This is a genomic window from Rhodophyticola sp. (assembly GCF_965284195.1).
Taxonomy (GTDB): domain Bacteria; phylum Pseudomonadota; class Alphaproteobacteria; order Rhodobacterales; family Rhodobacteraceae; genus Rhodophyticola.
Genome location: NZ_CBDIRM010000001.1, coordinates 1,346,736 through 1,371,602, shown reverse-complemented (window position 1 = coordinate 1,371,602; position 24,867 = coordinate 1,346,736). Strand labels below are relative to the sequence as shown.

Here is a 24,867-nt window from a genome sequence, read left to right as displayed (position 1 = left end):
CGGGCATCCGCGCCCGGGCGGCGACGGGGTTCGGCCCACGCGATGTGCTCATTCGCGATACGGTTTCGTGCTGGTCTCAGAACCGCATGCTGTACATCATGCCCAATCTCAGTTCCGGGCTTGTGCCGCCCGCGGCCAGCTCGCCGGACAGGCTCAGGCTGGCGCCGTTTCGGGTGGCGATGGTTGCATGCCCGCCGATGAAGCCCTGTAGGGAAGTCCCCGATTGGCCGGTCCCGAAGACCACGGGCTGTCCGGCCGCGACCGCGCGCACATCGTCGGCATCGGTATAGGCGAAATCTAGCCCGCCATAGAGCGTCACCGCCATCGGCCCCAGAGCGGTCCGCCGCGGGGCGAGATCCGTTTCGACCTTCGCGCGGAGATCCAGACGCTGTGCGCTGCGCTCCTCGACCGTCAGATCGGCCTGCGATCCGGTCTCGGCGAAGGCATCCGACTGCACCCAGCTGTAGCGAAGCCGCAGGCTGGGGCGCAGGTCGATCTCGTTGAAGCGGGTTTCGGTGCCGAAGGTCGCGGACAGGCTGAAGAACCGGCTGTCGGGGCTGGAGACCGCATTCTCGATGCCGGTGGGCACGGTATTGTTGGCCACGCGGCGGGTCGATGTGCTGCTGACGGTGCCGAAGCTGAGCGCGGTTTCAAAGAAGCCGTAATCCGTCGTGCCGCCCCATGTCAGCCCGCCGAAGGTCGCGCGGCTGTCGATCTGCGAGCTGCTGAAGGGGGTTTCGTATTCCGTGTCCTGCGTGCCGACGAACCCCCCGATCCGACGATCTGCGGACAGGGCGAAGGTGCCCCCCAGCATGCCGGACAGGGTGTCGGTGTCGTCGGCCGATGCGATGGTGCCGGTGGCCCAGACACTGCGCCCTTCCGCGCCGCCCGCAGCCCGACGCTGATCGAGGGTGAAGCCGATCCGGTCGATCGTGCCGAAGGCGCTCCGGTCGAGGGCCGCGAAATGGTCCGGATCGAACACATAGAGCGTGGTGCCGACCACAAGTTGCGGGCGCCCATCGCTGAGGATGTTGTCAGGCGGCGCTAAGTTCCAGGTGAGCGCTGCATTCGGCAGGCCCACATCCAACGTCGCGCCGTTTGCGAGAAACTGCAGCTCGCCCACGATGATCGAGCCGGGGTCAAGCCGCAGATGGGTGTCCGACCCATTCGAGGTGAATGAAAATTCACCCCCACCAAGACCCGAAAAGATGCGCCCAGTATTGCGCACAAAAACATCGTCGCCCCAGACCTCGATCCCCTGCATGCCCGGACCGGTGCGAATCTCCCCGGAATTCAGAACAGTCGTTGCATCGGTGACAACGAAGATGCCCTCTCCGGCGGCTCCTTCGGCGCGGATCAGGCCGCTGTTGATCACCGACAGGTTCGACCCGATGAAGGTCTGGATTCCGGAACCGCCATCACCCGTGACAAGGATTTCTCCGCTGTTGATCAGGACGGCACCGCTGCTGTCGAAGGCGTAAAGGCCGTTCGCGGTTTGGCCACTGACCTCAATGAACCCGCTGTTTTCAATCTGGGAACCCGCTGCGGCCTCGTTCCATATTCCATGCGCCTGCAACCCGTTCGTCGTTATCTCGCCGCTATTGGTGATGCGCGCATTGTCACCATCGTTTCGGATGCCTGCGGACCCGGCCCCGTTCGTGAAGATGTTCGCACCGTTCAGGATCGTGCCCATGTCGGCTGTCGCCATTAGATAGATGCCGGATGCGCCGTTGCCTTGGGTCACGATTTCGGCCCCGTTGGTCGAGCCGGTCTCGATGACGATCCCGCTGCCGCCGCCGCCGACGATACCGGAAGCGTCGTCGCCGGTCGTCTGGATGAGCAGGCCGTCAAAGAACACCCGGTTGCCGATGCCCGAGACACTGATGCCTCTGCCGTTCGCCCCCGCTGTCCAGATCTCCCCGTTTCCCGTGACCGAAACGATGTTGTCATCACCTATCACAAGGATGCCAAAAGAGTTGGTTCCGGTGGGATCGGTCATCGCGATGGTGCCTGTGTGGTCGATCGTGCTTCCCGAGCCACTCACAAAGATGCCGCGCGATATGCCCGCGCCAGACAACTCGATGGACCCCTCGTTCAGGACGCTGCCACCATCTGAAAACATTTGGACGCCGATGCTGTCGTCCCCACTTTGCACGATAGTGCCCAGGTTGATGACTCGAACCCGGTCGCCGCTCGCATCGATAGCGATCACGTTGTCCGGCCCACCGGGACCGGCATTGTTGATCGAGCCTGCGTTAACGACCAGCCCGTCTTCGGAGGTCAGCAAAATCCCTGTTCCATTTCCAAAGACACCGCTGATGCCGATAGACCCCGTATTGGTAAGGGTCACGCGATCTCCTGAGCCCCAGATCCCGATGTTTCCGTCCGAAAACACATCTATGGAACCGTCGAATATCACGCGGCCGTCGTCGCCGAACACGGCAATCCCGACGGCCTCGTCGCCGGCGGCAATGATTGTATCTAGAGCCTGAATGCTGCCGTTGTTCCCTTCAATCAAGATCCCGAAGCCCCGGTCGATGCCGTCAGGCCCACCGGAAATCTCGATACGTCCATCGACGATCGCCTGGGAATTGTCGCCGAACATGCTGATGCCGTTACCGCCGGCGCCATTGACGTTCAGGGCCGGGGAAGGCGTTCCGCTCTCGATGATCACGGTGTTGTTGTCGCCGGTTGCGAGGATCGCGCTTTGGCCGACACCGCCCACGGTGATGGAGCCTGCGGGCGCAGTGACGATCAGCGTGTCATCCCCATCGACGATTGCCAGTGGCCCTCCGTTGGTGACAAAGGTCGGTCCGTTGACGGTGAACGTATCCTGTGCCTGCGCCGGACCTGCCGGTAACGCCAGGGCGATCAAGACCCCGAGGCCCAAACCGGGGCGGAATGTGATGAATGCTGGTTTCATAATTTTTTTTGCCCAATTTCCGAAATCACGTGCCGCGCGATGTCGCACCGCCGAAGCCCGAACGTGTCGGAGGTGTCCGGTTGCGTTTGCCCGTGCTGAATGTGCCCGATCCCGATCCGTGCCTGGCGCCGTTATCCGACGCGGCGGTGGAATTTGGAATGCGCAGCGCTGCAGTGTCGCTATGCGCGGATGCAGGTAGAAAACACCCGAAGAGTGATGCCAAGACATCCGCCCGCGCTCTAGGCTGGCTCGTACAGGTTGCCGGATCGTTGGGTGAACGCGCGCGTCCGGCGGTCGTGCCGCAAGGCAGTTCAATGAGGAGGCGAAATGGCCATGAGTTTTGAGGGCGTCCTGTTGCTGCTCGCGCTGATCGGGCTTTTGTATGTCTGGCCCGCATTCGCCCGACCCGGCCGACCGCTTGCCGCGGCGATGGCGGTCGCGGTCATCACGCTTCTGCTGTTCTGGCGCTCGGCCTATGTCGGCCCGCTTGCCATGGAAGAGCCACGCGGAATGGGGGCGGCCATCGACCTTGCGCTTCGGGGGGTCGCCACCGGCTATGTGATCATGGCCGGCGTGGTGCAGGGCGTTCGACACTGGGCGCGGTCCGGGGGCATGGCCGGATATCGCCACTGGATCGTCGTGCTGGCGGGCGGATTGATCGCGCCCCTGTTGATGGTGCCGTTTTTCTGACGGCGGGGCCGTGTCTAGATGTCCAGCGATTGCCTGAGAGCGGACAGCAGGATCATGAACCTCCGGATTGACCGGGCCGTCGGATCGGTGATCGCGTCTACCGCATCCATCGCCACTGCGGGGCCCGCATGGCCGCTGAGCGCGCTCGCCAAAGTCGTCAGCAAGGCGTCGCGCGCCTCGGGATCCTGGACATCCCCCGCAATTCTCAGCGCATCGTCAAAGCGTTCGCCATAGACCAGCTGGATCAAAAGATTGCGCATATGCAGGGCGCGGATTGCCGGATCCCCGATCTGCAAGACCGCATCCTCGGCAATCTCAAGATAAGTGGCATAGTCCTCCTCCGAGCCCGATCTCGCCGCAAAGCCCAGATTGGTGATGCGCCCGCGCAGTTGCAGATCGGTGTTGTCAAGGTGGCGCAAGCGCGTTTCGGCAGTCCCGTATTGCCCCAGGCTTGACTCCAGCTCGGCCAGCCGGCTGATCGTGTCATCCGTGACCGGGACCCATTCAGGTCCGTCGACCATGTCCAGAAGCTGCGCCATGGCCATGCCGCCGATCTCCACACGTCGGAGCCTCAGGGCTGTATGCGCCAGAAAGATCAGGCTCCGCGCCTGTTCGTCCGGATCATCAACGGCAGCCAGAACCGTCACGGCTTCGTCTAGCAGTCGGGCGGCAACCAGACTGTCCGCGATATCCGAGGTTTCCAGATTTCGCCTGTCCCGGTCACGGATCTGCGCAAGGGTGTCGATCGCCCATTCGACGTCGCGGGACAACGCCATGGTCTGCGCCAGTTGGGCAAGCGCGCCGTCATAACGGTGCGGGATCCCGTCGCCGTCTCTCGGGCCGGCCTGCAACTCGTCCATGGCCGCCTGCAGGGGAGCGCGAACATCCAGGTTGATCCGGGGGCTCAGCGCGAACCGCGCAAGCATGTTGTAGGCCTCCACCTGATCGAACCGATAGGTGCTGACATCGGCGATCGCGGCGATGGCAAGATCGTACCGGCCAACCAGGAGCGCCGAGCGGGCGAAGGCTCCGAATGCATGAAAGCGCCGGTCCGCATCGGGCAGAGCGGCCAGTTCGCTGCGCGCGGCGGCAAAGGCCTGTTCCGCCGCCTCCATATCTCCCGCACGGGCCAGCGCCTCGCCGATGCGGGCCCCTGTCGTCACCCGCCACATGGGATCTTCGATCTGCTCCAGGATGGTGCGGGCCATGTCGATCTGGCTCATCTGAAGGCGGTCGGACGCCATCCGGGACAGCAACGATCCGCGCCCGACAGGGTCGTCGGCCATGTTCTCGGCGACCAGCTGCAAGGCCTCCTCGGTCTGCCCTCGTTCCAAAAGCGCGAGCGCCAGTGCGCTCAGGCCCACGAGCCCCAACGGTGCGCCGGTTCGGTTCTCCGTCGTCAGTTCACGAAGCGCCTGATCGACCGCCCCATGATCCACCAGATTGGCGATGTGCTGAGAGCGGGCGTGATCGTACATTTCGTCATCTTCGATCATGTGCAAGAAGCCCAAGCCGAACTCCCTGCTCTGCGCCCCCAGTCCCGAAACGATGTCCAGCGCCGCAATTTCACGCATGCCGGGCTGCGCCCAAAAATCCATCATGTGATACAGCGCCGAATTGGCTTCATCGAACCGTTTGCCCTCGGCCAGTGTTACGGCCAGTTGCTGCGCCATCCTGTCCATCTGGTTCGGATCTTCTATCGCGGGCAGACTGTACCTGAGTTCGTTGAATATGACCTCCGTGCACCCGGCCTCCGGTGCGGCGAGACACGCGTCAAGGCTGGTCTGGGACAAGGCTGGGTCAGACCATGCCAGAAAGGCGCAGAGACCCGCGCCAAGAATGATCGCCGCAGATCCGCTCCGGCGCAGTCCCGACAGCGGTGCCGGGCCGGAACTCCGATGCAGACGGAATGCAGGATGCGTTGGGTGGGCTTTGTCCATCAAGAAACCTTGATCCTTCCGCAACACATGCCGCCGCCGGGCCCAAAATGGGCAGGGGCAGTTGGGCCGGTTTTTTCTAGCGCCGGCCTCGCCGGAACAGAACCCGCGCCACGACACGGGCGCTATGCATCCATGCATGACCGTGACGGTTGAGATCGTTCGTGCGATATGCCCAAATCCCATTAGGCAAGAGCCCGGTTTCAGTGGCAAGAGGTCTGCGCTCGCGATGTGATCGGCAGAGGATGAAGGCCGGCTGGTCCGGCCGCATGCCATACCGGTCATGGAAAGGTGGAAATGGCGCTCGCCCGAAAGAGTCTGATCGGAATGTTGGTGATCGCCGGCATTGTTGCACTTCTACGAAGCAACCTGCTCGCAAACAGCTACCTTCTGCTGACGGAATCCGGTTTCTATATACCCGCTGAAAGCAGCATTCTGACCTTCCGGGTGCTTCAGCGAAATCCCGGATCGGGCGACTGGTGGCTCTATGGCGTCGACGGAAGGTATCACTACGCACAATCCGATGAGGACCCCCGCACCTATCATCTTGTCGATAAAAATGAACTGCCGCACGGCTTTGAGCCGCTCGATCGTACGACGTGGTCTCGCAGGCTGAGCCATGCGGGTTCACAATAGCACTGGAGAACACAGCGATGTATCGGACGTCCCTTCTTGCCCTTCTGATCGCAGTCGCGGCCGGACCAGCCGCCGCAACCGGCGAAGTGTATTGCGAAGCGCCGGGAGCATCCGGGGCTGTCTTTTCCTATGGCTTTGGCAGTGTCCCCGGGATCGCGCTTGTGAATGCCACCATCCGCGCCGAGGGACAGCGCTGGAGCCTCATCGAAGCGGATGGCGCCATTCCGATGAGCCTTGCACAAGCCTCGCTTGAGAACAGGCGCACCCTTATCGACTTCGCCGATCCGAATATGGAACGCATTGTCGCCTCGGTGCGTCTTCTCTCCGCGGTGGAGGGCGACGACACCGTAACGGTCGGTACGCTGCACATTCCGGGGACGGGTGTGTTTCCGCTGCTGTGTGACTGAGGACCGGACGCTCTACCCACCCCGATTGCAGATCGACAGAAACGTAATCCGCATCCCCGGTATCACCATGAGGCGGTGTCGGGAACGCGCAGGGCTGCATAGCGCCACCGCGGAATTGCATCACATCAGTCGTCGCGAAAACTCCGAAGACGCGCTACCTATCTGATTGCCGGACCGATGCAGTCCCGGCCAGGGAGGGGACAGATGGCGAAACCTGTCGAGCCAAGGCGGGATATCGACGGTTTGGATCAAAGCTGGCTGACGGAGATCCTCTGGTTATGGCGGTTTCGGCAGTGCCGGCGCCGCGCTGTCCGATGGAGATTGAACAACGAGATGTTCGAGCGTGCCGCGATGGCTCTGCCAAGGCTGCGCGATTTCGGAAACGAGACCTATGGAACGGCCGAGGTCTCCGGGCAGATATGGATCGTCCGCGAACGCTATTTTCATGGCTGGCCCGATCCCCCGCGGTTCTTCTTCTTCGCTCTGAGCGATGGTTCCATCTGGTCTGCCGCCGATTTTGCGGACTGGCCGGTCACCTGGTGTCGGGAAACGGGGCGCGACGGAATGCCGGAAGCCCACCTTTGATGCCGAAGATCCGCACCTGCGCGATCGGGTCGGCTGTGCACCAAGGCTCTGGCGATTTCGGAAAGGGCCCCGTCCGCAGAGCGCTCAGCTATCGCCGCCCGGAGGTGAACGCGGAACTGAGATCGTCGATAACCTTGGACGCCGATGACATGGCGATGAGACCGCAGCCGTCCACCATCGGAACAAGTCGGGCAAGAAGGTTCGGTATGTCGTCTTTCGGCGCCCGGCCGCTGTTGACGCGCATCAGGAGGTCTCTCTCCACATGATCGGGCCGGGAGCTCCCGGTCATCAGAAGGAGAGCCTGAGTTCCCAAGCTCCAGTTGCCGAATGCAAAGAATAGGTCCGGGGATGCATCGCGGCACCGCGTCGAGACAAGCGCCGGCAAGGTCCATCTCGAAAAGGCCGGAAAGTGGCGCCGATAGGTCTTGCCGCCGAAACCGTCGACCTGTTCGTATTGCTCGCCGCTGAAATCGCTGCGGGATTCGGACAGAAAGCTTATCCGTCCCAATCCGAGCAGCACATCGAGACAGGCGCCGCACTCAGCTTTCGTGGGTCTCCCGTCAACATCGTCCAGCAAATCCCCGTCCTGACAAGTCTGCCAGAGCCATGCCCCGATGAACGGGGCCCTGACATCCGCCAGTGGTGCCTGCACGACCAGCGGATGCGTCGGGGAGCATCTCTGGAAGCTTACCTCCATCATTCTCTGCCTGATCCCAAGGGGTTGCGGCCATCCGGTGTCCGGTCCGGCGGCTCCCGTTCTGCTTGCACCGCCTGCGGGCGGCGTCGATCTTCCGCTCCGGTCGGGGTTGTCGTCATCGGGATCACCGGCGCGGATCTGCTCGTATGTGACTGACACGACGCCATCCGAACACGCTTCATGGTCTGAACACGGTTCGGTCAGTTCGGGACATGGCGGAAAGGACTGCATGTCCGGTGAATAGGCGACGAAGGGGATTGAGGGCAGGGCGACGGGCCGCGACCGGTCATTTTCCAGCTATGTGTCATTCTATGGCGGTGTCCGGTGTGCGTGATGAATAACGGAAGTGAAGGCGCGCCAGGGAGCGGGTCTTCGTCCGAGCGAAACACGAAACAGACCATTAAGGAAGCGGCAGGACTGCAGGGCGGCCATGGCGAAATGCATGGTTGATGCCCCTCATTAATCCACAGGCGCGTCTTGGCCTGCAATGTGTTGCCTGCAGTATCGCACCTGTCGGGCGACAGGCACGCGGGCTGCCCATGTTCGGCGACAGGGATCGCCCGGGCAGTGTGGCGTTTGGAATGTTTCCGGATTTGCCGGGCGCGTTGGTCTGGACGCCCGCCGCCCCAAGGGTCTGCGGGCGCAGGTCGCGGCGGTCCGAGTCTTGGGATTGCAATAGCAGATCATTTTTGTCAGGATTGACGCAGCAACCGGCTCGGCAGCTGACTCGCCCCCCATTCGCGACAACGGAGGCTTCAGGTGCCGCGCCGATACAACCGACTTCTCCTGCCATTTTTCCTTGGCCTTGCGACCGCATTGCCCGCACTTGCCGACGAGATCACCTTCACCGACCAGTTCGGCCGCGACGTGTCGCTGCCGGGCCCGGCCGAGCGGCTGGCGACGATCCCGATCCCCGCCGCTTCGATGGCCGTGGCCGTGACCGGCACGCCGGAGCCCATCGTGGCCATGCACAGGCTCTCGCAGACCGCCATTGTGGAGGGGATCCTCGGGGAGATTTTTCCGGGCCTGCGCGATATCCCCTCCGATATCGTCGGCGAGGGGTTCATGCCGAATGTCGAGGCGCTTTTGACGGTCGACCCCGACCTTGTCCTGCAATGGGGCACGCGCGGGCCCGACATCGTCCAGCCCCTGGAAGCCGCGGGGTTCACCGTTGCCACCTTGCAGTACGGCAGCGAGGAAGACGCGGCCCAATGGATCGCCATGCTGGGGACGGCTCTGGGGCAGGAGGACCGCGCGACCATGATCCTGGACTGGCGGTTCGGGGCATTGGACACGATGCAGGCCCGTGCCGCCGGGATCGCGGCGGAAGACCGCCCGCGCACGCTCTACTTCCTGCGCTACCTGTCAAGCCTGCGGGTCGCCGGCGAGGGCACCTACAACGATTTCTGGATCGAACTCGGCGGCGGGGACAACGTGGCCGATGAGGGCTTTCAGGGGTTCAACGATGTCAACGCCGAGCAGATCATCGCCTGGGATCCGGAGGTGATTTTCCTCAACGGCTTCGAGGAGGCGCTGACCCCCGACGACGTCTATTCCAACCCGCTCTTCGCGGATATCTCCGCGGTGACGAACCGGCGTGTCTACAAACTTCCGATCGGAGGTTATCGGTGGGATCCCCCGAACCAGGAAAGCCCGCTGACCTGGGCCTGGGTGGCGAGCCTCCTGCATCCCGACCGACCGGTCGCGGGGCTGCGGGACGACATCTCGGCACGCTACGAGATGCTCTATGGTCAAGCGCCCGATGACCAGGAGATCGACGCCATCCTGCGGGTCGATATCAACGGCGTCAGCGCCGCTTACGAGCAGTTCCTGCGATGAGTCTGGCGACGGCTCAGGGTGCGGAGTTCGCCTCCCGGCGCTGGTCTGCCCGAAGCCTCTGGGCGCTGGCGCTTCTGACGCTGCCTGTCTCGGCGCTTTGCGCGCTCGGGTTCGGGCGGTTCGCGGTGCCGCCCGTCGACGTTCTGCGGATTCTGCTGGCCAATGTCGTTCCGATCGAGCCCACATGGCCCGGCACGGCGGAGCGGGTGGTGGAGCTGATCCGACTGCCGCGGGTCCTGTCGGCGATGATCGCGGGCGCGGCCCTGGGGCTGACCGGTGCCGCGCTACAAGGCATCTTTCGCAATCCGCTGGTGGGCCCGCAGATCATCGGAGTGACATCGGGCGCGGCCTTTGGCGGGGCGCTGGCGATCTTCCTTTTCGGCACGGTGCTGACGCTGATCGGGTTCGCCTTCCTCTTCGGGATTCTGGCCGTCGCCATCGTCTACGCGCTCGCCCGGGTGGACGGGCAGGCCCAGGTGCTTACCCTTGTTCTGGCGGGGGTGGTCGTGTCGGCCGCGTTTTCCGCGCTCATCAGCCTGCTGACCTATCTCGCCGACCCGAACGACACGCTGGCGGCCATCGTCTACTGGCTCATGGGCTCCTTCGCCACGGCGAGCTATTCAAGCCTCGGCGTCCTTGCGTCGGCCACCGTGGCGGGCTCGGTCCTGCTCTGGTTCCTGCGGTTCAGGATCAACGTCCTGTCACTGGGCGACGAGGAGGCCACCGCCCTCGGCGTTTCGGTCGAGCGGTCGCGCTGGCTGATCCTGGCTGCGGTTGCGCTGGCGGTCGCCGGCATCGTGTCGGTGGCCGGCATCGTGGGCTGGGTGGGGCTTGTGGTGCCACATATCGCGCGCATGATCGTCGGGCCGGATCACCGGGTGCTCTTGCCCGCATCGGCCATTATCGGCGCGGTCTATCTGCTGATGATCGACACCGTCGCACGGACGGCCACACCGGCGGAAATCCCGCTTGGCATCCTGACCGCGCTGATCGGTGCGCCGGTCTTCGCGGTGATGCTGCGGCGTCTGCATCTGAGGGGGTGGGGCCGTGCCTGAGGCGTTTGTCTCTCTGCGGGACGCGACCATCGCGCCCGGTGGGCACGAGGTTGCGCGCGATGTGACCCTTGAGGTCACCGCCGGGCAGATCCTTGCCATCCTCGGGCCCAACGGGCGCGGCAAGACCACGCTGATCAAGGCGCTGGTCGGTGCACTCCCGCTTTGCGCCGGAAACCGCGAAGGCCGTGGCGCAGTCGCCTATGTGCCCCAGGGAGCGGGGATCGGCTTCGACTACAATGTGCGCGAGGTCGTGGTCATGGGCCGCGCCCGGCATCTCGGCCTTTTCCAGAGCCCCCGCATGGCGGATTATGAGGCGGCAGAGGCCGCGCTGGCGCATGTCGGCATGGCCGATCTGCATGATCGCAGGGTCACGACCCTTTCGGGTGGAGAGCGTCAACTGGTGATGATTGCCCGTGCGCTGGCCGGAGAGTGCGATCTGCTGATCCTCGATGAACCGGCCTCGGCGCTTGATCTGAAGAACCAGCACAAGCTTTTCGGGATCCTGCGGACTCTGGCCCATAATAACGGGCTCGGCATCGCGTTTTCGACCCATGTGCCGGGCCATGCGTTCGAGGCCGCGGACCGGGCCCTGCTGCTCTATGGGCAGGATCGCCGGGTTCTGGGCCCGGTGGCGGAGGTGCTGACCGAGGATGCGCTGAGCGCGCTTTACGACACGCCCGTGCGGGTGCTGGAACAGGCCGCGCCCGAGGGCACGCTTCGCGCCGCCGTGGCCGTGGCGGGCTCGCCATGAGCGGGCGGTTCCTGTTCCTTAAGAACACGGTCGGCACGCCCGGGGCGATTGCCGCGCCGCCGAACGGTCACGAGATCGCCGTGCTGGAGCAGCCCGCCTTCACCCCGGACGCGCTGGAGACTGTGTGTGGCCTGCTTCTCGGCCAGCATCTCGACGAATATCACCTCGGCACCCTGCGCCCCGGGCTGGACGCGTTTCTGGCGCGCGGCGGCGCCGTGGCCACGATGGGGCCCATCGCCGTGCCCTACATGTCCATCCTTCGGCCCCACCGGCCCGAGGGGAGCGGCCGTCGCGATGACTGGGTGTTGGAGATCGCGCGCGATCACCCAATCGTCGATGGCGTCTCCGCAAGGGATATCACCTTCCGAAAGGGCGTCGTCGGCTTCTGGGCACGCGGCAGCATTGCACCGCCCGACGACGCCCGGATCGTGACCCGCTTTGCCGCAACTGGGGCGCCGGCGGACTGGGTCTGGCACGGGCCCCATGGCGCCAAGCTGTTCGTCCATCCGGGCAACGATGTCTGGGGCTATGCGCAGGAGCCCAACTCGTCGGCGCGGGTCTTTGCGCAACTGCTGGATTGGATGGCGGCATGACCGGGATCGCGGTGATCGACGGGGGCATGTCCTACCACACGCGCACCCTGCGCCGGGGGAAATACGCGCGGCTTTTCATGTCGCTCATCCGGCCGTCGGACCTCGGCGCGACCGATCTCGGCGCATTCCCGACGCTGCTCGTCCCCTGCCGGACCAACGGTCAACGTCTGGCGGGCGCGCGCGCGCAGCTGGCAGCCTATATGGAGGCGGGCGGTTTTCTCGTCGTGATGGGCGAAACACGGCCTGATCTCTTTCTCGACGGTGTCGCGGTCGATCCGGTGCCCACCAACTTCTGGTGGTGGCTGGAGAACGAGGGCGATCTCGGCCTTCGGATCACGGCACCGGACCATCCGCTCATGTCCCGCCTGAGCCAGGCGGACCTCACATGGCACGTTCACGGAACCCTCACGCTCACCGGCGGCGGCGACACGCTCGCGGCGTGGCACGAAGGGGCGGCTGGCGGCCCGATTCTGATCGACAGCCGCAGGGGCAGGGGGCGCCTGCTGATCACGACGCTTGATCCGATCTACCACCATGGCTCGGGCTTCATGCCGGCGACGACGCGGTTCCTCGACGTGTTCCTGCCCTGGCTGGCGGAGGAGACGGCGGCGCATATCCGGGGGGCAGCCCATGTCTAGCACCGTTTTGCCCCGCATGGCCCTGCTTGCCGGTCTGGCGCTGATGTCCATGGGCCAAACCGTGCTGTTCGCCATTTTCGGGCCGCTCGGGCGCGATATGGGCATGAGCGAAGTGATGATCGGCGGGGTGATTTCGCTTGCCGCGATTGCCGTGGTCCTGACCTCGCCATGGTGGGGGCGGCAGGTCGACCGGATCGGGCGGCGGCCGGTGTTTCTTTTCGCCATGGCCGGCCTCGGGGTGACGACACTCGTCTTCGCCCTGATGCTGGAGGCCGGGCGGGCAGGGTGGATCGCGGGGACCGGCGCCTTCCTGTTGCTGGGCCTGTCTCGGATCGTCTACGGGTTGAGCGTCACCGGCGCGCAACCGGCGGCCATCGGCTGGGTGGCCGATACCACAAGTGCCGCGGAGCGCACCGGAGGGATGGCGATGATCGGCGCAGCCTTCGGGATCGGCACGATCCTCGGGCCCGTTCTGGCCTGGGGTCTGTCCGGCTTCGGGCTGCTGGTGCCGCTCTACACGGTCGCGGCGCTTGGCGGTGCGGTCTGTCTTCTGGCGTGGCGTCTGTTGCCTGAAACGCTGGTGGCCGCCCCCATCCCGCCGCCGCCGCTCCGCCCCCTCGACCCGCGGTTGAGAGCAACACTCGGGACCCTGGTCGTCGTCTTCGTCGTCATCTCCGCCCTGCAGCAGACGATCGCCTTCTACGTTCAGGATGTGGGCGATCTCGATAACGCCACGACAGCCGCAAACGTGGGCCAGGCGTTGGCGTTGCTTGCCGCCGTGATCTTTGTCACGCAGATCTTCGTGGCCAACCGAAAGCCTGCGCCGGGTCTGATCGTGCGTCTGGGTCTTGGCATTGCAATCGTCGGGCCCGTCGTGCTTCTGCTCTGGCCCGGACAACCGGGTATTCTTGCCGCCCACGCCCTTCTCGGTCTGGGCATGGGCCTTGTGATCCCGGGTTTGCAGGGGACCGCCTCGCTGTCGGTGACGGAGGACGAACAGGGTGCTGTCGGCGGTCTCGTCGGCGCCGCGATGGCGGGTGGCTTCGTGATCGGGCCGGTCCTGGGCACGGGGCTTTACGCGCTGTGGTCTGGGCTGCCCTATCTCGTCGCGTCGCTCCTTCTGCTCTGCGCGCTGACCATTCAGGTCGCCGCGCGTCCGTCCTCCCGTATCCGATCGCATCCCTTGTGACGGCCAATCCCTGTCGCGAAACGGCACTTTCACGGAGATCCCGAATGGCAAAGTTTCCCTCGAAACCGACCACCGGCCAGCCTCGGCGCATCACCGCCCTGGCGCAGGTCGTTCAGGCAGGTCGGCTCACACAAAACATGATCCGCGTGACCCTGAGCGCCCCGGAATTCGCGGGTCTGCCGGCCACATGCGCGGGCGGTCATTGCAAGATCATGCTGCCCGCTGCGGGGCAGAGCATCGACGCGTTCCGAACGCAGCTTGCTGACGGGCCGAAGCCGGTGACACGGACCTACACGATCCGCAACGCCCGTCCCGAGACGCGCGAGATCGACATCGACTTCGTCGCCCATGGCGACGACGGTCCGGCCTCGGCCTGGGCAGCCCGGGCGAGGGCTGGTGATGTCATTGGTTTCGCGGGCCCCGGTGCGCCGAAGCTCACCGAGTTTGACGCCGATTTCTATCTGTTCGCTGCCGATATGTCCGCCATCCCGGTGGTTGCCGCGGGTCTGGAGGCCTTGCCCCGCGACGCCACGGGCATGGCCATCTTCGAGATCACCTCCGCCGGGGACCGGCAGCAGATCGACGCACCGCCCGGCGTGACTCAGCATTGGCTGATCCATGACGATCCGCACCGCGCCTCCTGCGAGCAGGTCCGGATCGTCGAGGCGCTGCGCTGGCCGGAGGGCCGGGTCCGAACGCTGATCGCGGGCGAAACCGGCGTCGTGCGATCCCTTCGGCTGCTCCTGCGCGGCGACAGGGGGCTCGACCGTCGCGACGTCTATGCCTCGGGCTACTGGCGCATCGGTCTGGCCGAAGACGAGCATCAGAAAGTGAAACGCGCGGAGGCCGAGGCGGATGAGGCCCGGCTCTCTCAGGTGAACGGAGGATGACATGACACGGCGTCTGAACTTGGCGGTTCTTGCCTGCCTTCTCGCAAGTCCGGTGCTGGCCGACTACCGGCTTGAGTTCGAGGGCACCAGTTTCCGCGAGTATTATTGCGGCGTGACCCTGACGATGACCAACGAAAGCGACGAGACCCTGACCGAGATAAACGGCTTCGTGGCGTCGATGAAGGACGGCGAGCAGGTGGGGCGCAGCCGTGGCATGTCCTTTCTGAACCTCGCCCCGGGCGAAAGCGGCAGCGCCCTGTTCGAGGCCCCCCATGCGCCGTGCGACGAGGCCACGGAATATGTCTTCATCGTCGGGGCCTGCCGGTTCGGACCGGGCTTCTCGCCGCAGGAGGAATGCGCCGCCCGGATCGTCGGCGTCGCCCCCGTGGCCGAGACGGCGGGAACGCCGTGAGGTGCGCCTGCATCCCGCACGGTGTCGTCCCGGCCCCCCGTGATCCGCGCCAGACGACCTTGGCGACATATGCAAAGAAAGGAGGTGTGTCGTGCTTGAAATCAGAAATCTGACCGTGACGATCGACGATGTGGAGGTTCTCGCGGATATCGACCTGACCCTGCCGGAGGGGGAGCTTCACGTCCTGCTCGGCCCGAACGGATCGGGAAAATCCAGCCTGCTTGCGACGATCCTCGGTCTGCCGCCCTATCGGATCGTTGCGGGAGAGATCCTGTTCGACGGTGCGCCCATCCAGACGCTCCCGCTTGAGGCCCGGGCGCGGCTGGGCATCGGGCTTGCCTATCAGCGCCCGCCCAGCCTGGAAGGTGTCACCGTGAGCAGCTTCGCGGCCGCCATCGGCGCCTGGGACCGGTTGGAGAGGGAGGCCGCCGCGCTGGACCTCACTGCGTTTCTGGACCGTGACATGAATGTCGGGTTTTCGGGCGGCGAGATCAAACGTTGGGAAGTCCTGAAGCTGGTGCTTCAGGATCCGCGGCTTCTGCTTTTCGACGAACCCGAAAGCGGGGTGGATCTGGAACATGTCATCGCGGTGGGCGAGGCCATCGCGCACGCCGTCCGCAGCCCCGACAGGAAGGGGCGGGCCTGTTCCGGGCTGGTCATCACCCATACCGGCCTGATCCTGAACCACGTGAAAGCCGACCGGGCCCATATCATGAAGGACGGGCGCATCCTGCATTCGGGCGACCCGCAAGCGCTTTTCGCCCATATCCAGACCGACGGTTACAGCGTTCCCGCTTGATGCCAGGGAACCCGGACAAATGGAGGCAACGATGACGACCACGACGCAAGACATGGCGAAATTGAGCAACGAGGAACGCGACATCCTGCACGATGTCGGCTTCGACGACCCCTCGGCCCGCGCGGCGACAAGCGTTCTGGCCGACCGCGAGATGCGGATGGCGCTGTCGAACGATCCCGGTGTCGAGATCCTGCCCTTGTCCGAGGCGCTCAGGACCTACGATTTCGTGCAGGATCTGATGTTCGGCCTCGTCTCTCCGGATGAAAACGAGCATATTGCCATGGTGGCCGAGCACATGCACGACCCGCTTGGCCATTTCGTCTGGGTGAAACCCGGGGCGAAGGTCCGCTTGCCGGTGCAGTGCTTCACCCTGCTGGAAACGCCGCAGGGCCGCCAGTTCACCCACGATGTCACGCTGATCGACGAGGGTGCGGAGGTCGAGATGATCTCGGGCGCCGCGGTGCCCGGGTCGGTCCACAAGGGGCGCCATATCTCGATCGGCGAAAGCTACATGCGCAAGGGCGCGTCCTGCAGTTCGGTGTCGATCGAGCACTGGGGCGCGGCCATGGATGTCTATTCCTACGGCTATGCCCATCTGGAGGAGGGCGCGCGCAGCCGGTCCACCGCGATCATGATGGCGCCGCTTACGCATCACCTGAGCCGGTCGCACACGATCCTGGACGCCGACACCAACGCCGTCAGCCAGGCCATCGTCTTCGCCCCCGAAGGCACGGAGCGCATTATCGAGACGGAAACCCGTCTGGCCGGGGAGGGTGCGCGCTCCGAGGACGTGGCGCGCATGGTCTCGGTCGGCGGGCGGATCGTGAACAGCGCGATGCTGGTGGGCGATGCGGCGGGCACGAACGGGTTTCTGGGCTGCGACGGGCTGAAACTGTCGGATACCGGCGAGATCATGGCCGTGCCGTCCCTGCGGGCGCGGGCCGAAGGCGCGATGTTGAGCCACGAGGCCAGCGTCGGCATGATCGACAGCGAGAAGCTCGATTACCTGATGGCCACGGGCCTTGACGAGGACACGGCGCGCAACCTGATCGTGACGGGTTTCCTGAGGCTCGATCACGGCGCGATCCCGGCAGGTGTAAGGACGCGCGTCGTCGAGATGATCGAACAGGCGAAATCTGGGGGCATGTGAGGCGACCCCGGGAGGCTTGTGCGTCCCGCAGCGATGCGCCTTTGCCGGATTGGTCGGCGCACCTCCTGTATCCACCAGAGTATCATATTCTCAGCCAGATCCGGATCAAGGGCCGCTTGCGCAAGCCAAACGCCGCGCGCCGTCATCGGCGCCACAGCCCCGGACTTGCGCTCCATTGTGGACCTTCGGCCTGCCATATCCGTTTTCCCGTGATCGGGATCTTGCCGTCGCGCCCATGAAACCGGCAGCATCCCGATCCTGAAGACGGTGCAGTCGGTTTCGATCACATCTCCCTCAGTTACCGCCGTCTGCCAGTGCTTGCTCCCCGGGACTGGACCACGCCGATTCTTGTGCAGTATGTGTGCAGCCTGGACGCGATACCCGGTTCGCGGTCCATGGGAGACCAGGAATGCCCGATAACGGAGCCACTAAAGCCGCGCGCCTGTCCGCCGCCCCGATGATGGACTGGATTGGTTTGCCCTTTAATTCAACAAGTTAAGTCGCCTCGTGTGCACTTTGTGTGCAACCTGAAATCGCCTTCTGGCGCGCTCTGTCGGGCGTTTGGCGATTTTGCGGACTCGGTCAAACTGAAGCGCATTGGAACCAGAACGACAAATGGGCCTCCCCAAGCTTCCAATGGGACATGGCTATTTGGCCGGTAGCACAGCAATCAAGGGTTACGTGATTTGCAGGTCGGTTTGGGGCAGGGGGCAACAGCGGGTTTTACTCGTTGGTCTGGAACCACGGCTTGACATACAACTGATAGAGTCCCCTTCAAAAGCCGACCTTTGCTGCGCTCGACGCAGATGTCTCAGGTGCGGACTTTGCCGACATCCAACAGATGTCTGCTTTCGGATTGCGAAGCATCAAATATAGCTTCTTCTGCCAAAGTGCTTTTTTGCACTCGTTTGATCCGCTCGAACCAGATGGGTGCCCCTGGTTCGGACCGACGATTTGCCCTTGGGTACGCTGCACTACGTGCGACGGATCGCAGAAAAGGGTCAGGCCAGTGCGTTACACTGTACGGACATATCCGTCCGTGGAACAATGGCCCGGATCCGCAGCGAAATCGAGTCCGGCGCGACGACAATTATTGTCTCGCCAACCTTTCGCCGTCCGGGTTAGTCTTCGTGGTGGTCCGCCTGCGGCTTGAGCGTGACGTTCGGCGGCATTTCCGCAAGGTAGCGATGCACTGCCGAGACAACCACCGAGCCCTCTCCGACCGCCGACGCGACACGCTTCACCGACCCGGCACGAAGGTCGCCAACCGCCCATATGCCCGGTCGGGACGTCGCGAACTGGTCATCATTTCGGCCAGTAATCACAAAACCGCTGCGGTCCAGATCGATCGTGTCGCCTAGCCATTCTGTGTTAGGCGCAGCGCCGATCATGATGAAAAGCGCATGGGTGGCAATCTGCGTCTCGGTGCCGGACGCGCCCGTCCGGATTGTGACGCCGTCAAGCCGCGTGGTGCCATGCAGGGCGGAAACCTCGGTCTGTGGGTGGATTTCGATTGTCGGATCGCTCTCGATCCGCTCGGTCAGATAGGCTGACATCGTCTCGGCCAACCCATTGCCGCGCACCAGGATATGCGTGCGGCTGGCATATCGCGACAGGAACATGGCCGCCTGCCCGGCCGAGTTTCCGCCGCCAACGATCACCGCCTCGGTGCCCCGGCAAAAGCGCGCCTCCAGTTCGGTTGCGGCGTAGTAGATGCCCGCCCCTTCGAACGCCTCCAGCCGGTCCAGCGGCAGGCTGCGGTACTGCACACCCATCGCAAGCACAAGTGCGCGGGTCTGCACGCAGCTGCCGTCATCCAAAGACAGGGCCAGCTGCGGCGCGGCGCCCGTCGTTTCGGTCAGCCCGATGGCGCGGCGTGGCACGGCAAAGCGGGCGCCAAATTTCACGGCTTGTATCTCGCCCTGATAGGCCAGCTCACTTCCCGATACGCCGGTTGAGAATCCAAGGTAGTTTTCAATCCGGCTTGAGGTTCCTGCCTGCCCGCCAATCGCGACATCCTCGATGACGATGGTCGAAAGCCCTTCGGATGCGCCATAGACTGCAGTGGCGAGCCCAGCCGGTCCGGCACCGATGATGGCCAGATCATAGATGCGGCCTTCGGTTGTCGCCGCGTTCCGTTCATTGTTTTCCGGGTCGAGGGAGAGGTCCATTCCAAGCGCCGCGGCGAGCTTGCGCGGGGTCGGATCGGTCAGCACGTCCGAGCGCCCGGTGATTACGGCGCTGCCCTCGTCAGGCAGATCGCACGTTGCCGTCAAGCGCTGCATCTCATCTTTGTTGGTGCGATCGACAAACCGATAGGGAATGCGGTTGCGCGACGCGAAGGTGAGCAGCTGGATCGTATCACGGTCGCTGTCGCAGCCTACGATCGTCAGACCGCCTTCCGCCCATTCCATCAACAGGCGGCGACGGGCGGCAAAGGCCGTGACCACGACATCGGCAATCTCGGGTACGGTCGCCACCAGTTCGCGCAGGCGGTCCTGCGCAATGACGATCACTTCGGTCTGGCCACGGGCAACCCCAGCCAGAAATGTGCCCTGCCCCATCAGCATGCCCAGCTCCCCCACGAAATTGGGGGCCTCGATTGTGACCACGACGCGATCATCGGATCTGTCGATGATATCGATCACGCCGCGCAAGATCAGCGCAAGATCGTAGGACTTCTGCCCAACCTCGAACAGCACATCGCCATCTGCGAGCTTGCGATGCTGCCCTTCGGCGCGCAGGCGCGCGACCAGATCAGGCGCAAGGACCGGCCATGCCTGCCGCTCCAGATCGGAATGCGGCGTCTCGGCGGTGGGGGACGACGTCCGACGGATCGAACTGGCACTTCCACCTTCGGTTTGTGCACCGCTGCCGTTCATTTTGTGCGGCTCACGGTACAGATTGCGTGAACCTGTCTTACACAAGGCGTTGAAAACTCAGTCAAAGAAACACCTCATCAAGAAATGGCAGCTTGCGCACCCGCTTGCCACCGGCCGCCACGATCGCATTGGCAAGAGCCGGGGCGACACAGGGCACAGGCGGTTCGCCAACGCCACCCGGCGGCTCAACCGAGTCGATCAGATGCACCTCGACCTTCGGCATCTGTGACATCCGCAAGGGCAGATAATCATCAAAGTTCGCCTGCTGCACCCGACCCTCCTCCAGCACGATCTTGTTTTGCAGGGCTGCGCCCAGACCGAACCCGACCCCGCCTTCGAACTGCGCCACGACGTTGTCGGGGTTCACGACAGTGCCGCAATCAACGGCACAAACCACACGCATCACGCGCAGGTCGCCTTGGCTCAGATCAACCTCAATCACATTGGCGACCCAAGTGCCGAAGGATTCATGCACTGCAATCCCCCGACCATGCCCCTTCGGCATCGGCGTGCCCCAACCGGCCTTTTCCGCAGCAAGGTTCAGCACCGCAAGGTGGCGGGGATGATCCGCCAGCAGCGACCGGCGATAGATCAGCGGATCTGTCCCGGCGGCCTGCGCTAGTTCGTCGACAAAGCACTCGATCGCGAAGGCGGTATGGCTATGGCCGACCGAGCGCCACCATAGCGCCGGGACCACAGTCGGCGCGTTATGCACCTCTGTCAGCCGGTTCGCGAATGCATAGGGCATGTCAGCGGCACCTTCGACCGACATCGCATCTACGCCATCCTTGACCAGAAATCCTTCTATTGGCGTGCCGATATTGATCGATTGACCGGCAAGCGTGTGCCGCCAGCCCGTGACCATTCGGTCAGGTGCGAGGGCCGCACGAAGTCGATGGTAAAACATCGGGCGGTAGAATCCGCCCTTTATGTCATCCCCGCGCGTCCACATCAGCTGGATCGGACCGGCACCGTTCGTCGCCTTGGCAATCAACACCGCCTCGGCCACGAGATCGGATCCCGGAGTGGCACGGCGTCCGAATGATCCACCAGCCCAGGTTGTCACGATCTCGACATTCTCGGGTGCAAGTCCAAGGATTGCCGCGGCGGTCATTTGATCGCTGCTTTGGGCTTGGCAGCCACCAGTAATGCGGCAGCGGTCACCCTGCCAATCAACAATGACATTGAGCGGCTCCATCGGCGCATGGGCGAGATAGGGCAGTTCGTAATCTGCTTCGAGGATTTCCGCGGCATCTCGAAATGCTGCCTCGACATCGCCGTCCTGCACCGCGATCAACCCGGGCGCTTCCGACAGGGCTCTCAGGTCGGCCATCATCTCATCCGACCCGCGGATTTCGGCGGTCCGGTCGTCCCAGGTGACGGTGATCAGGTCCCGGGCCTTGATCGCGGCCCAGGTGTCGCGCGCAAGCACGGCAACCCCCAACCCGACTGATATGACGTCGATGACGCCCGGCACCTCTTTCGCCCTGGCCGCATCGAAGCTGCCGACCACCGCGCCAAAACGATCCGGCCGCTTCATGACCGCGACAATCGTGTCCGGTGTCCGCGCATCCAACCCGAAAATGGCGGTTCCGTCTGATTTGGCGGCACTGTCGACGCGTGGAAATGCCTTGCCGATAATCGTCCAGCCGCCAGGCGCTTTCAGGAGCACGTCTTCCGGTATCGGAAGCGCCGCCGCCGCCAGCGCGAGATCGCCAAAGTCCGCGCTTTGCCCCGAACCCGTATGGCTGACAACCCCGAGATGGACGGATATTTCTTGGGCCGGAACACCCCAACGCAGCGCAGCCGCTGAAACCAACATCGCGCGCGCGGCCGCACCGGCTCTGCGCATCTTGTCAAATGAATCCCGTATCGACGTGGACTGTCCGGTTCCCTGAAAACCGCCGAAATAGACGTTGCCGTATAACGCGGCATTGGCCGGCGCAAATTCGGTGCGGATGGTCGTGGGATCGGCATCAAGCTCCTCCGCGACCAGACTTGCCAACCCCGTCGCTATGCCCTGACCCTTGTCGAGATGCTTGATCAGGACCGTCACGGTATTGTCGGGCGCAACTCTGACAAAAGCGTTCGGAGAGGTTGCGGCACCCACCTGCTGCGCGCGGGCCTGCCGCGCGATGCCGACCGGGAGGGCGACCGCGATCACCAGACCTGTTGCAACGGTTCCCGCTAGGAACGTGCGGCGGCTGACGCCGCTTGTTGAGGTCGGTTCATTGCTGAGGAGTGCCATGGGTCAGCCTTTCAGGGTTTCGGCGGCGCGGTGGATTGCGGCGCGGATGCGGACATAGGTGGCGCAGCGGCACACATTGCCATCCATCGCCATGTCGATATCGGTGTCCGTGGGTGCGGGCACGGCGGCAAGCAGCGCCACAGCGGTCATGATCTGGCCGGACTGGCAGTAGCCGCATTGTGCGACGTCAAGCTCGCGCCAGGCGCTCTGGATTGCTTTCCCCACGGGACCATCCAGCCCCTCGATCGTGGTGATCCGGGTGCCGACCACGGCCGAAATCGGGGTGACGCAGGCCCGCACCGGCGCGCCATCGACATGCACCGTGCAGGCCCCGCACAGGGCCGCCCCGCAGCCGTATTTCGTGCCGGTCATGCCCAGATTGTCCCGCAATGCCCACAGCAGCGGCAAATCGTCGGGGTCATGTTCGGTCTCGACGGCGCGGTCGGTCCCGTTGATGTTCAGATTGGTCGTCGTCATCGTCGCCATGGCAGTCTCCTATTAGAAATTTGGGGAGGGATCAGTCTGGGCACGGACCACCCGCCTCGGCCCAGGCCATAAGCTGAACCACGAAGTCGGAATGTGGGACCGGAACCGGCGTCAGGTCGACACCCGGCGCCCACCCCCAGAGAACCAATGGATCCACCGACATATGTTCGACCAACGCGGCCAGATCTCGCTCACCATTGAGCGCGGGGTCGGTCAGCGCGCGGCACAGCTCCGCCCGGCCCAACCCCTGCCAGCCCATCGACAGCGGCGCCAATTGCCAATGCGGCGCGCCCGGAACGCCCGCGATCTCGCGGTTGGCTGAGCCATGGCAGGCGGCGCAGGGTGCACCTGGCGCTCCCATATCCGCAGGCCCCCGCTGAATGTTCATCTGGTGAACACGACGCAGATCGGTCTGCAACGGAATATCGCTGCGCGGATGGCAGTTCATGCAACGCGGATGTTCCAGAACGTCCGCCACCGGACCGAACAGGTCAGCATCGCCGGACAAAGTGCCGCCAGACAAAGGACCATCCGATTGGGATGACCCAGATGATGCAAAAAACACCGCCGCAAGCACAACGCCCAAGCCCGCTGCCATCAGGACGGTCCTGCCCTTGTTAAACCAGCGACGTTCAGTGCCGTGGCCACGGCCATCCAGAGCAGTCATGCATCTTCTCCCTGATTGCTGTTTGTTGCTTTCGTCACCGACGGCGCTGCGCTGGCCCGGCGGGCAATAAGGACGCTGACCAGCGCCAGCGCCGCAACCATTGCCGCCGCCGGGCCAAGCCAGGCGAAAGATCTGACGCGCAGCGTCGCTCCACCCAAGGTCGCGCCAACGGAGGCGCCGACGTAAATCGCCGAAGCATTCAACGCCAGAAGCAATCCCTGAAAATGTGGTGCCAACGCCACAAGTCGCGCCTGTTGCGGCACCATGAATGACCAGGCGCAAAGGCTCCAGACCAGCGTCATCCCCAGCGCCGCTGTCAGGCCAAGCGGTAGCACCATCAGCGCTGGCATCAGCACGATCTGCCCCGATGCCAGCAAGATCAGCGAACGGTCCGAGCCAAGCCGCCGGGTCAGCGCCGCACCCAGCGCGTTGCCGATCACCGCACCCACACCGAAGACGACAAGGAAAAGCGTGATGCCATTGGCGCCGAGCGCATAACGCGCCTCAAGCATCGGGCCCATGAAGGTATAGACAACATAGAGTGCCGCACAGAAAAGCGCGGTGAAGCTGACCGCTAGCATCAGGCCGCTGTTGCGCAACACCTGTAGTAGCGCAGTTAACGTGGCGGGCGGCACCTCGATGCCGCGCGGCACCGTGCGTAGAAGCGGCGGTAGCGCCGCTACCCCGAACCCTGCGACCACCCAGAAGGCCGCTTGCCAGCCGAAGGTATAGCCGATGTAACTGCCAAGCGGGACACCCGCGACCTGCGCAAGCGTCAGACCGCCGAACACGATGCCAAGCGCGCGGGCGCGGTCTGCGGGCGCAACAAGCCCGATCGCGGCCGATGATGCCACCGGCGTAAACAACGCGCCCCCCAAAGCGGTCACGACCCTCGCTGCCAGCAGTGGGGCAAAGCCGGTCGATACTGCCGACAGAACCGTGCCTGCAAGAAATATAGCAAGGCCCGCCAGCATCACGTCGCGTCGATCGAAACGGCCCGTAAGCGCCACGACAACGGGCGAGGCCACGGCATAGGTCAGCGCATAGATCGTCAGCAGCAACCCCGCCTCTTGCTCTGTCAGTCCAAGATCGCGCAGCACCGGTGACAGGATACCGATCACCACGAAAGCCCCGACACCGACAACGAAATTGCCAAAGCCGAGAGTATAGAGTGGGAGCTGGCTCTGTGCTGGCCGGGGGATGGCGACATTGGTCATGCTGCACTCCGCCCGCGCAGTTGCAGACGACGTGCGCTGACCTTTGGACGCCCACCTATGGCCAAAACTTCTGCGACCTCTTTCGTCCGCCACCAAACCAAATTCCATACTCCGATCATTCCAATATCTCCGGCGCTACTGCCGTTCGCATCAAAACCAAAAACGGGAGTGACTTA

At 64.0% G+C, this 24,867-nt stretch carries 22 protein-coding genes; 14 read left to right on the top strand and 8 right to left on the bottom strand.

From position 1 onward, the window contains the following. Positions 1-76 precede the first annotated feature (76 nt). Positions 77-3,238, bottom strand: a complete 3,162-nt coding sequence (locus ACQ651_RS06830; RefSeq protein WP_430448860.1) for an autotransporter outer membrane beta-barrel domain-containing protein — start codon at positions 3,236-3,238, stop codon at positions 77-79. 12 nt (positions 3,239-3,250) lie between these two features. Here ACQ651_RS06830 and ACQ651_RS06825 point away from each other — a divergent pair, with 12 nt between their 5' ends. Beyond that, on the top strand, positions 3,251-3,613 hold the full coding sequence (locus ACQ651_RS06825) for a hypothetical protein (protein WP_375552402.1): 363 nt from the start codon (positions 3,251-3,253) through the stop codon (positions 3,611-3,613). Positions 3,614-3,627: 14 nt separating this feature from the next. Here the strand turns inward: ACQ651_RS06825 and ACQ651_RS06820 are convergent, their stop codons facing one another. Continuing rightward, positions 3,628-5,406 carry a hypothetical protein gene (locus ACQ651_RS06820; protein ID WP_430448859.1) on the bottom strand — a complete coding sequence of 593 codons (1,779 nt, stop codon included), beginning with the start codon at positions 5,404-5,406 and terminating at the stop codon, positions 3,628-3,630. 441 nt (positions 5,407-5,847) lie between these two features. Between ACQ651_RS06820 and ACQ651_RS06815 the strand changes: the two genes are divergently transcribed. The 3 genes from ACQ651_RS06815 to ACQ651_RS06805 all read left to right on the top strand — a co-directional run bounded on the left by ACQ651_RS06815 (position 5,848) and on the right by ACQ651_RS06805 (position 7,178). After that, a complete protein-coding gene (locus tag ACQ651_RS06815; RefSeq protein ID WP_227286029.1) occupies positions 5,848-6,186 on the top strand; it encodes a hypothetical protein in 339 nt (112 codons plus the stop codon). A gap of 17 nt (positions 6,187-6,203) precedes the next feature. Beyond that, a complete protein-coding gene (locus tag ACQ651_RS06810; protein ID WP_375552398.1) occupies positions 6,204-6,593 on the top strand; it encodes a hypothetical protein in 390 nt (129 codons plus the stop codon). Positions 6,594-6,797: 204 nt separating this feature from the next. Beyond that, on the top strand, positions 6,798-7,178 hold the full coding sequence (locus ACQ651_RS06805; RefSeq protein ID WP_430448858.1) for a hypothetical protein: 381 nt from the start codon (positions 6,798-6,800) through the stop codon (positions 7,176-7,178). Positions 7,179-7,266: 88 nt separating this feature from the next. On the opposite strand, the gene ACQ651_RS06800 is transcribed toward ACQ651_RS06805, so the two are convergent. Next, a complete protein-coding gene (locus tag ACQ651_RS06800) occupies positions 7,267-7,755 on the bottom strand; it encodes a hypothetical protein (protein ID WP_430448857.1) in 489 nt (162 codons plus the stop codon). A gap of 879 nt (positions 7,756-8,634) precedes the next feature. Here ACQ651_RS06800 and ACQ651_RS06795 point away from each other — a divergent pair. From ACQ651_RS06795 to ACQ651_RS06750, 10 genes are all read left to right on the top strand, one after another. Further along, on the top strand, positions 8,635-9,714 hold the full coding sequence (locus ACQ651_RS06795) for an ABC transporter substrate-binding protein (protein WP_430448856.1): 1,080 nt from the start codon (positions 8,635-8,637) through the stop codon (positions 9,712-9,714). Continuing rightward, a complete protein-coding gene (locus ACQ651_RS06790; RefSeq protein WP_430448855.1) occupies positions 9,711-10,769 on the top strand; it encodes a FecCD family ABC transporter permease in 1,059 nt (352 codons plus the stop codon). The genes ACQ651_RS06795 and ACQ651_RS06790 overlap by 4 nt, the downstream gene beginning before the upstream one ends. Then, the gene (locus tag ACQ651_RS06785; RefSeq protein WP_430448854.1) at positions 10,762-11,520 is read left to right on the top strand and encodes an ABC transporter ATP-binding protein; all 759 of its coding nucleotides are present in this window, start codon (positions 10,762-10,764) and stop codon (positions 11,518-11,520) included. The genes ACQ651_RS06790 and ACQ651_RS06785 overlap by 8 nt, the downstream gene beginning before the upstream one ends. Further along, positions 11,517-12,113, top strand: coding sequence for a hypothetical protein (locus tag ACQ651_RS06780; protein WP_430448853.1), 597 nt, complete (start codon positions 11,517-11,519; stop codon positions 12,111-12,113). The genes ACQ651_RS06785 and ACQ651_RS06780 overlap by 4 nt, the downstream gene beginning before the upstream one ends. Then, complete coding sequence (locus tag ACQ651_RS06775) at positions 12,110-12,751, top strand: hypothetical protein (protein ID WP_430448852.1); 642 nt, start codon at positions 12,110-12,112, stop codon at positions 12,749-12,751. The genes ACQ651_RS06780 and ACQ651_RS06775 overlap by 4 nt, the downstream gene beginning before the upstream one ends. After that, the gene (locus tag ACQ651_RS06770) at positions 12,744-13,940 is read left to right on the top strand and encodes an MFS transporter (protein WP_430448851.1); all 1,197 of its coding nucleotides are present in this window, start codon (positions 12,744-12,746) and stop codon (positions 13,938-13,940) included. The genes ACQ651_RS06775 and ACQ651_RS06770 overlap by 8 nt, the downstream gene beginning before the upstream one ends. Before the next feature lie 44 nt (positions 13,941-13,984). Continuing rightward, on the top strand, positions 13,985-14,830 hold the full coding sequence (locus ACQ651_RS06765; RefSeq protein WP_430448850.1) for a siderophore-interacting protein: 846 nt from the start codon (positions 13,985-13,987) through the stop codon (positions 14,828-14,830). 1 nt (position 14,831) lies between these two features. Further along, complete coding sequence (locus ACQ651_RS06760) at positions 14,832-15,242, top strand: hypothetical protein (protein WP_227286018.1); 411 nt, start codon at positions 14,832-14,834, stop codon at positions 15,240-15,242. A gap of 91 nt (positions 15,243-15,333) precedes the next feature. After that, complete coding sequence (locus ACQ651_RS06755; protein ID WP_227286017.1) at positions 15,334-16,041, top strand: ABC transporter ATP-binding protein; 708 nt, start codon at positions 15,334-15,336, stop codon at positions 16,039-16,041. A 31-nt stretch (positions 16,042-16,072) separates the two neighbouring features. Beyond that, the gene (locus ACQ651_RS06750) at positions 16,073-17,191 is read left to right on the top strand and encodes a SufD family Fe-S cluster assembly protein (protein ID WP_227286016.1); all 1,119 of its coding nucleotides are present in this window, start codon (positions 16,073-16,075) and stop codon (positions 17,189-17,191) included. Positions 17,192-18,312: 1,121 nt separating this feature from the next. On the opposite strand, the gene ACQ651_RS06745 is transcribed toward ACQ651_RS06750, so the two are convergent. From ACQ651_RS06745 to ACQ651_RS06725, 5 genes are all read right to left on the bottom strand, one after another. Beyond that, positions 18,313-20,073 carry an FAD-dependent oxidoreductase gene (locus ACQ651_RS06745; protein ID WP_430448849.1) on the bottom strand — a complete coding sequence of 587 codons (1,761 nt, stop codon included), beginning with the start codon at positions 20,071-20,073 and terminating at the stop codon, positions 18,313-18,315. A gap of 61 nt (positions 20,074-20,134) precedes the next feature. Further along, positions 20,135-22,321, bottom strand: coding sequence for a molybdopterin cofactor-binding domain-containing protein (locus ACQ651_RS06740; protein WP_430448848.1), 2,187 nt, complete (start codon positions 22,319-22,321; stop codon positions 20,135-20,137). Between the two features lie 3 nt (positions 22,322-22,324). Further along, entirely contained in the window at positions 22,325-22,807 is a 483-nt protein-coding gene (locus tag ACQ651_RS06735) for a (2Fe-2S)-binding protein (RefSeq protein WP_430448847.1), read from the bottom strand. A 31-nt stretch (positions 22,808-22,838) separates the two neighbouring features. Beyond that, positions 22,839-23,315: an Isoquinoline 1-oxidoreductase subunit gene (locus ACQ651_RS06730; RefSeq protein WP_430448846.1), complete on the bottom strand. Its 477-nt coding sequence runs from the start codon at positions 23,313-23,315 to the stop codon at positions 22,839-22,841. A 155-nt stretch (positions 23,316-23,470) separates the two neighbouring features. Further along, on the bottom strand, positions 23,471-24,691 hold the full coding sequence (locus ACQ651_RS06725) for an MFS transporter (RefSeq protein WP_430448845.1): 1,221 nt from the start codon (positions 24,689-24,691) through the stop codon (positions 23,471-23,473). Between the last annotated feature and the right edge of the window lie 176 nt (positions 24,692-24,867).

What these genes read in the sequence shown, in the direction of transcription:
- ACQ651_RS06825 (WP_375552402.1), top strand. Translation starts at nt 3,251, where the DNA reads ATGGCCATGAGTTTTGAGGGCGTCCTGTTGCTGCTCGCGCTGATCGGG.
- ACQ651_RS06815 (WP_227286029.1), top strand. Translation starts at nt 5,848, where the DNA reads ATGGCGCTCGCCCGAAAGAGTCTGATCGGAATGTTGGTGATCGCCGGC.
- ACQ651_RS06810 (WP_375552398.1), top strand. Translation starts at nt 6,204, where the DNA reads ATGTATCGGACGTCCCTTCTTGCCCTTCTGATCGCAGTCGCGGCCGGA.
- ACQ651_RS06805 (WP_430448858.1), top strand. Translation starts at nt 6,798, where the DNA reads ATGGCGAAACCTGTCGAGCCAAGGCGGGATATCGACGGTTTGGATCAA.
- ACQ651_RS06790 (WP_430448855.1), top strand. Translation starts at nt 9,711, where the DNA reads ATGAGTCTGGCGACGGCTCAGGGTGCGGAGTTCGCCTCCCGGCGCTGG.
- ACQ651_RS06780 (WP_430448853.1), top strand. Translation starts at nt 11,517, where the DNA reads ATGAGCGGGCGGTTCCTGTTCCTTAAGAACACGGTCGGCACGCCCGGG.
- ACQ651_RS06775 (WP_430448852.1), top strand. Translation starts at nt 12,110, where the DNA reads ATGACCGGGATCGCGGTGATCGACGGGGGCATGTCCTACCACACGCGC.
- ACQ651_RS06770 (WP_430448851.1), top strand. Translation starts at nt 12,744, where the DNA reads ATGTCTAGCACCGTTTTGCCCCGCATGGCCCTGCTTGCCGGTCTGGCG.
- ACQ651_RS06765 (WP_430448850.1), top strand. Translation starts at nt 13,985, where the DNA reads ATGGCAAAGTTTCCCTCGAAACCGACCACCGGCCAGCCTCGGCGCATC.
- ACQ651_RS06760 (WP_227286018.1), top strand. Translation starts at nt 14,832, where the DNA reads ATGACACGGCGTCTGAACTTGGCGGTTCTTGCCTGCCTTCTCGCAAGT.
- ACQ651_RS06750 (WP_227286016.1), top strand. Translation starts at nt 16,073, where the DNA reads ATGACGACCACGACGCAAGACATGGCGAAATTGAGCAACGAGGAACGC.
- ACQ651_RS06745 (WP_430448849.1), bottom strand. Translation starts at nt 20,073, where the DNA reads ATGAACGGCAGCGGTGCACAAACCGAAGGTGGAAGTGCCAGTTCGATC.
- ACQ651_RS06740 (WP_430448848.1), bottom strand. Translation starts at nt 22,321, where the DNA reads ATGGCACTCCTCAGCAATGAACCGACCTCAACAAGCGGCGTCAGCCGC.
- ACQ651_RS06735 (WP_430448847.1), bottom strand. Translation starts at nt 22,807, where the DNA reads ATGGCGACGATGACGACGACCAATCTGAACATCAACGGGACCGACCGC.
- ACQ651_RS06725 (WP_430448845.1), bottom strand. Translation starts at nt 24,691, where the DNA reads ATGACCAATGTCGCCATCCCCCGGCCAGCACAGAGCCAGCTCCCACTC.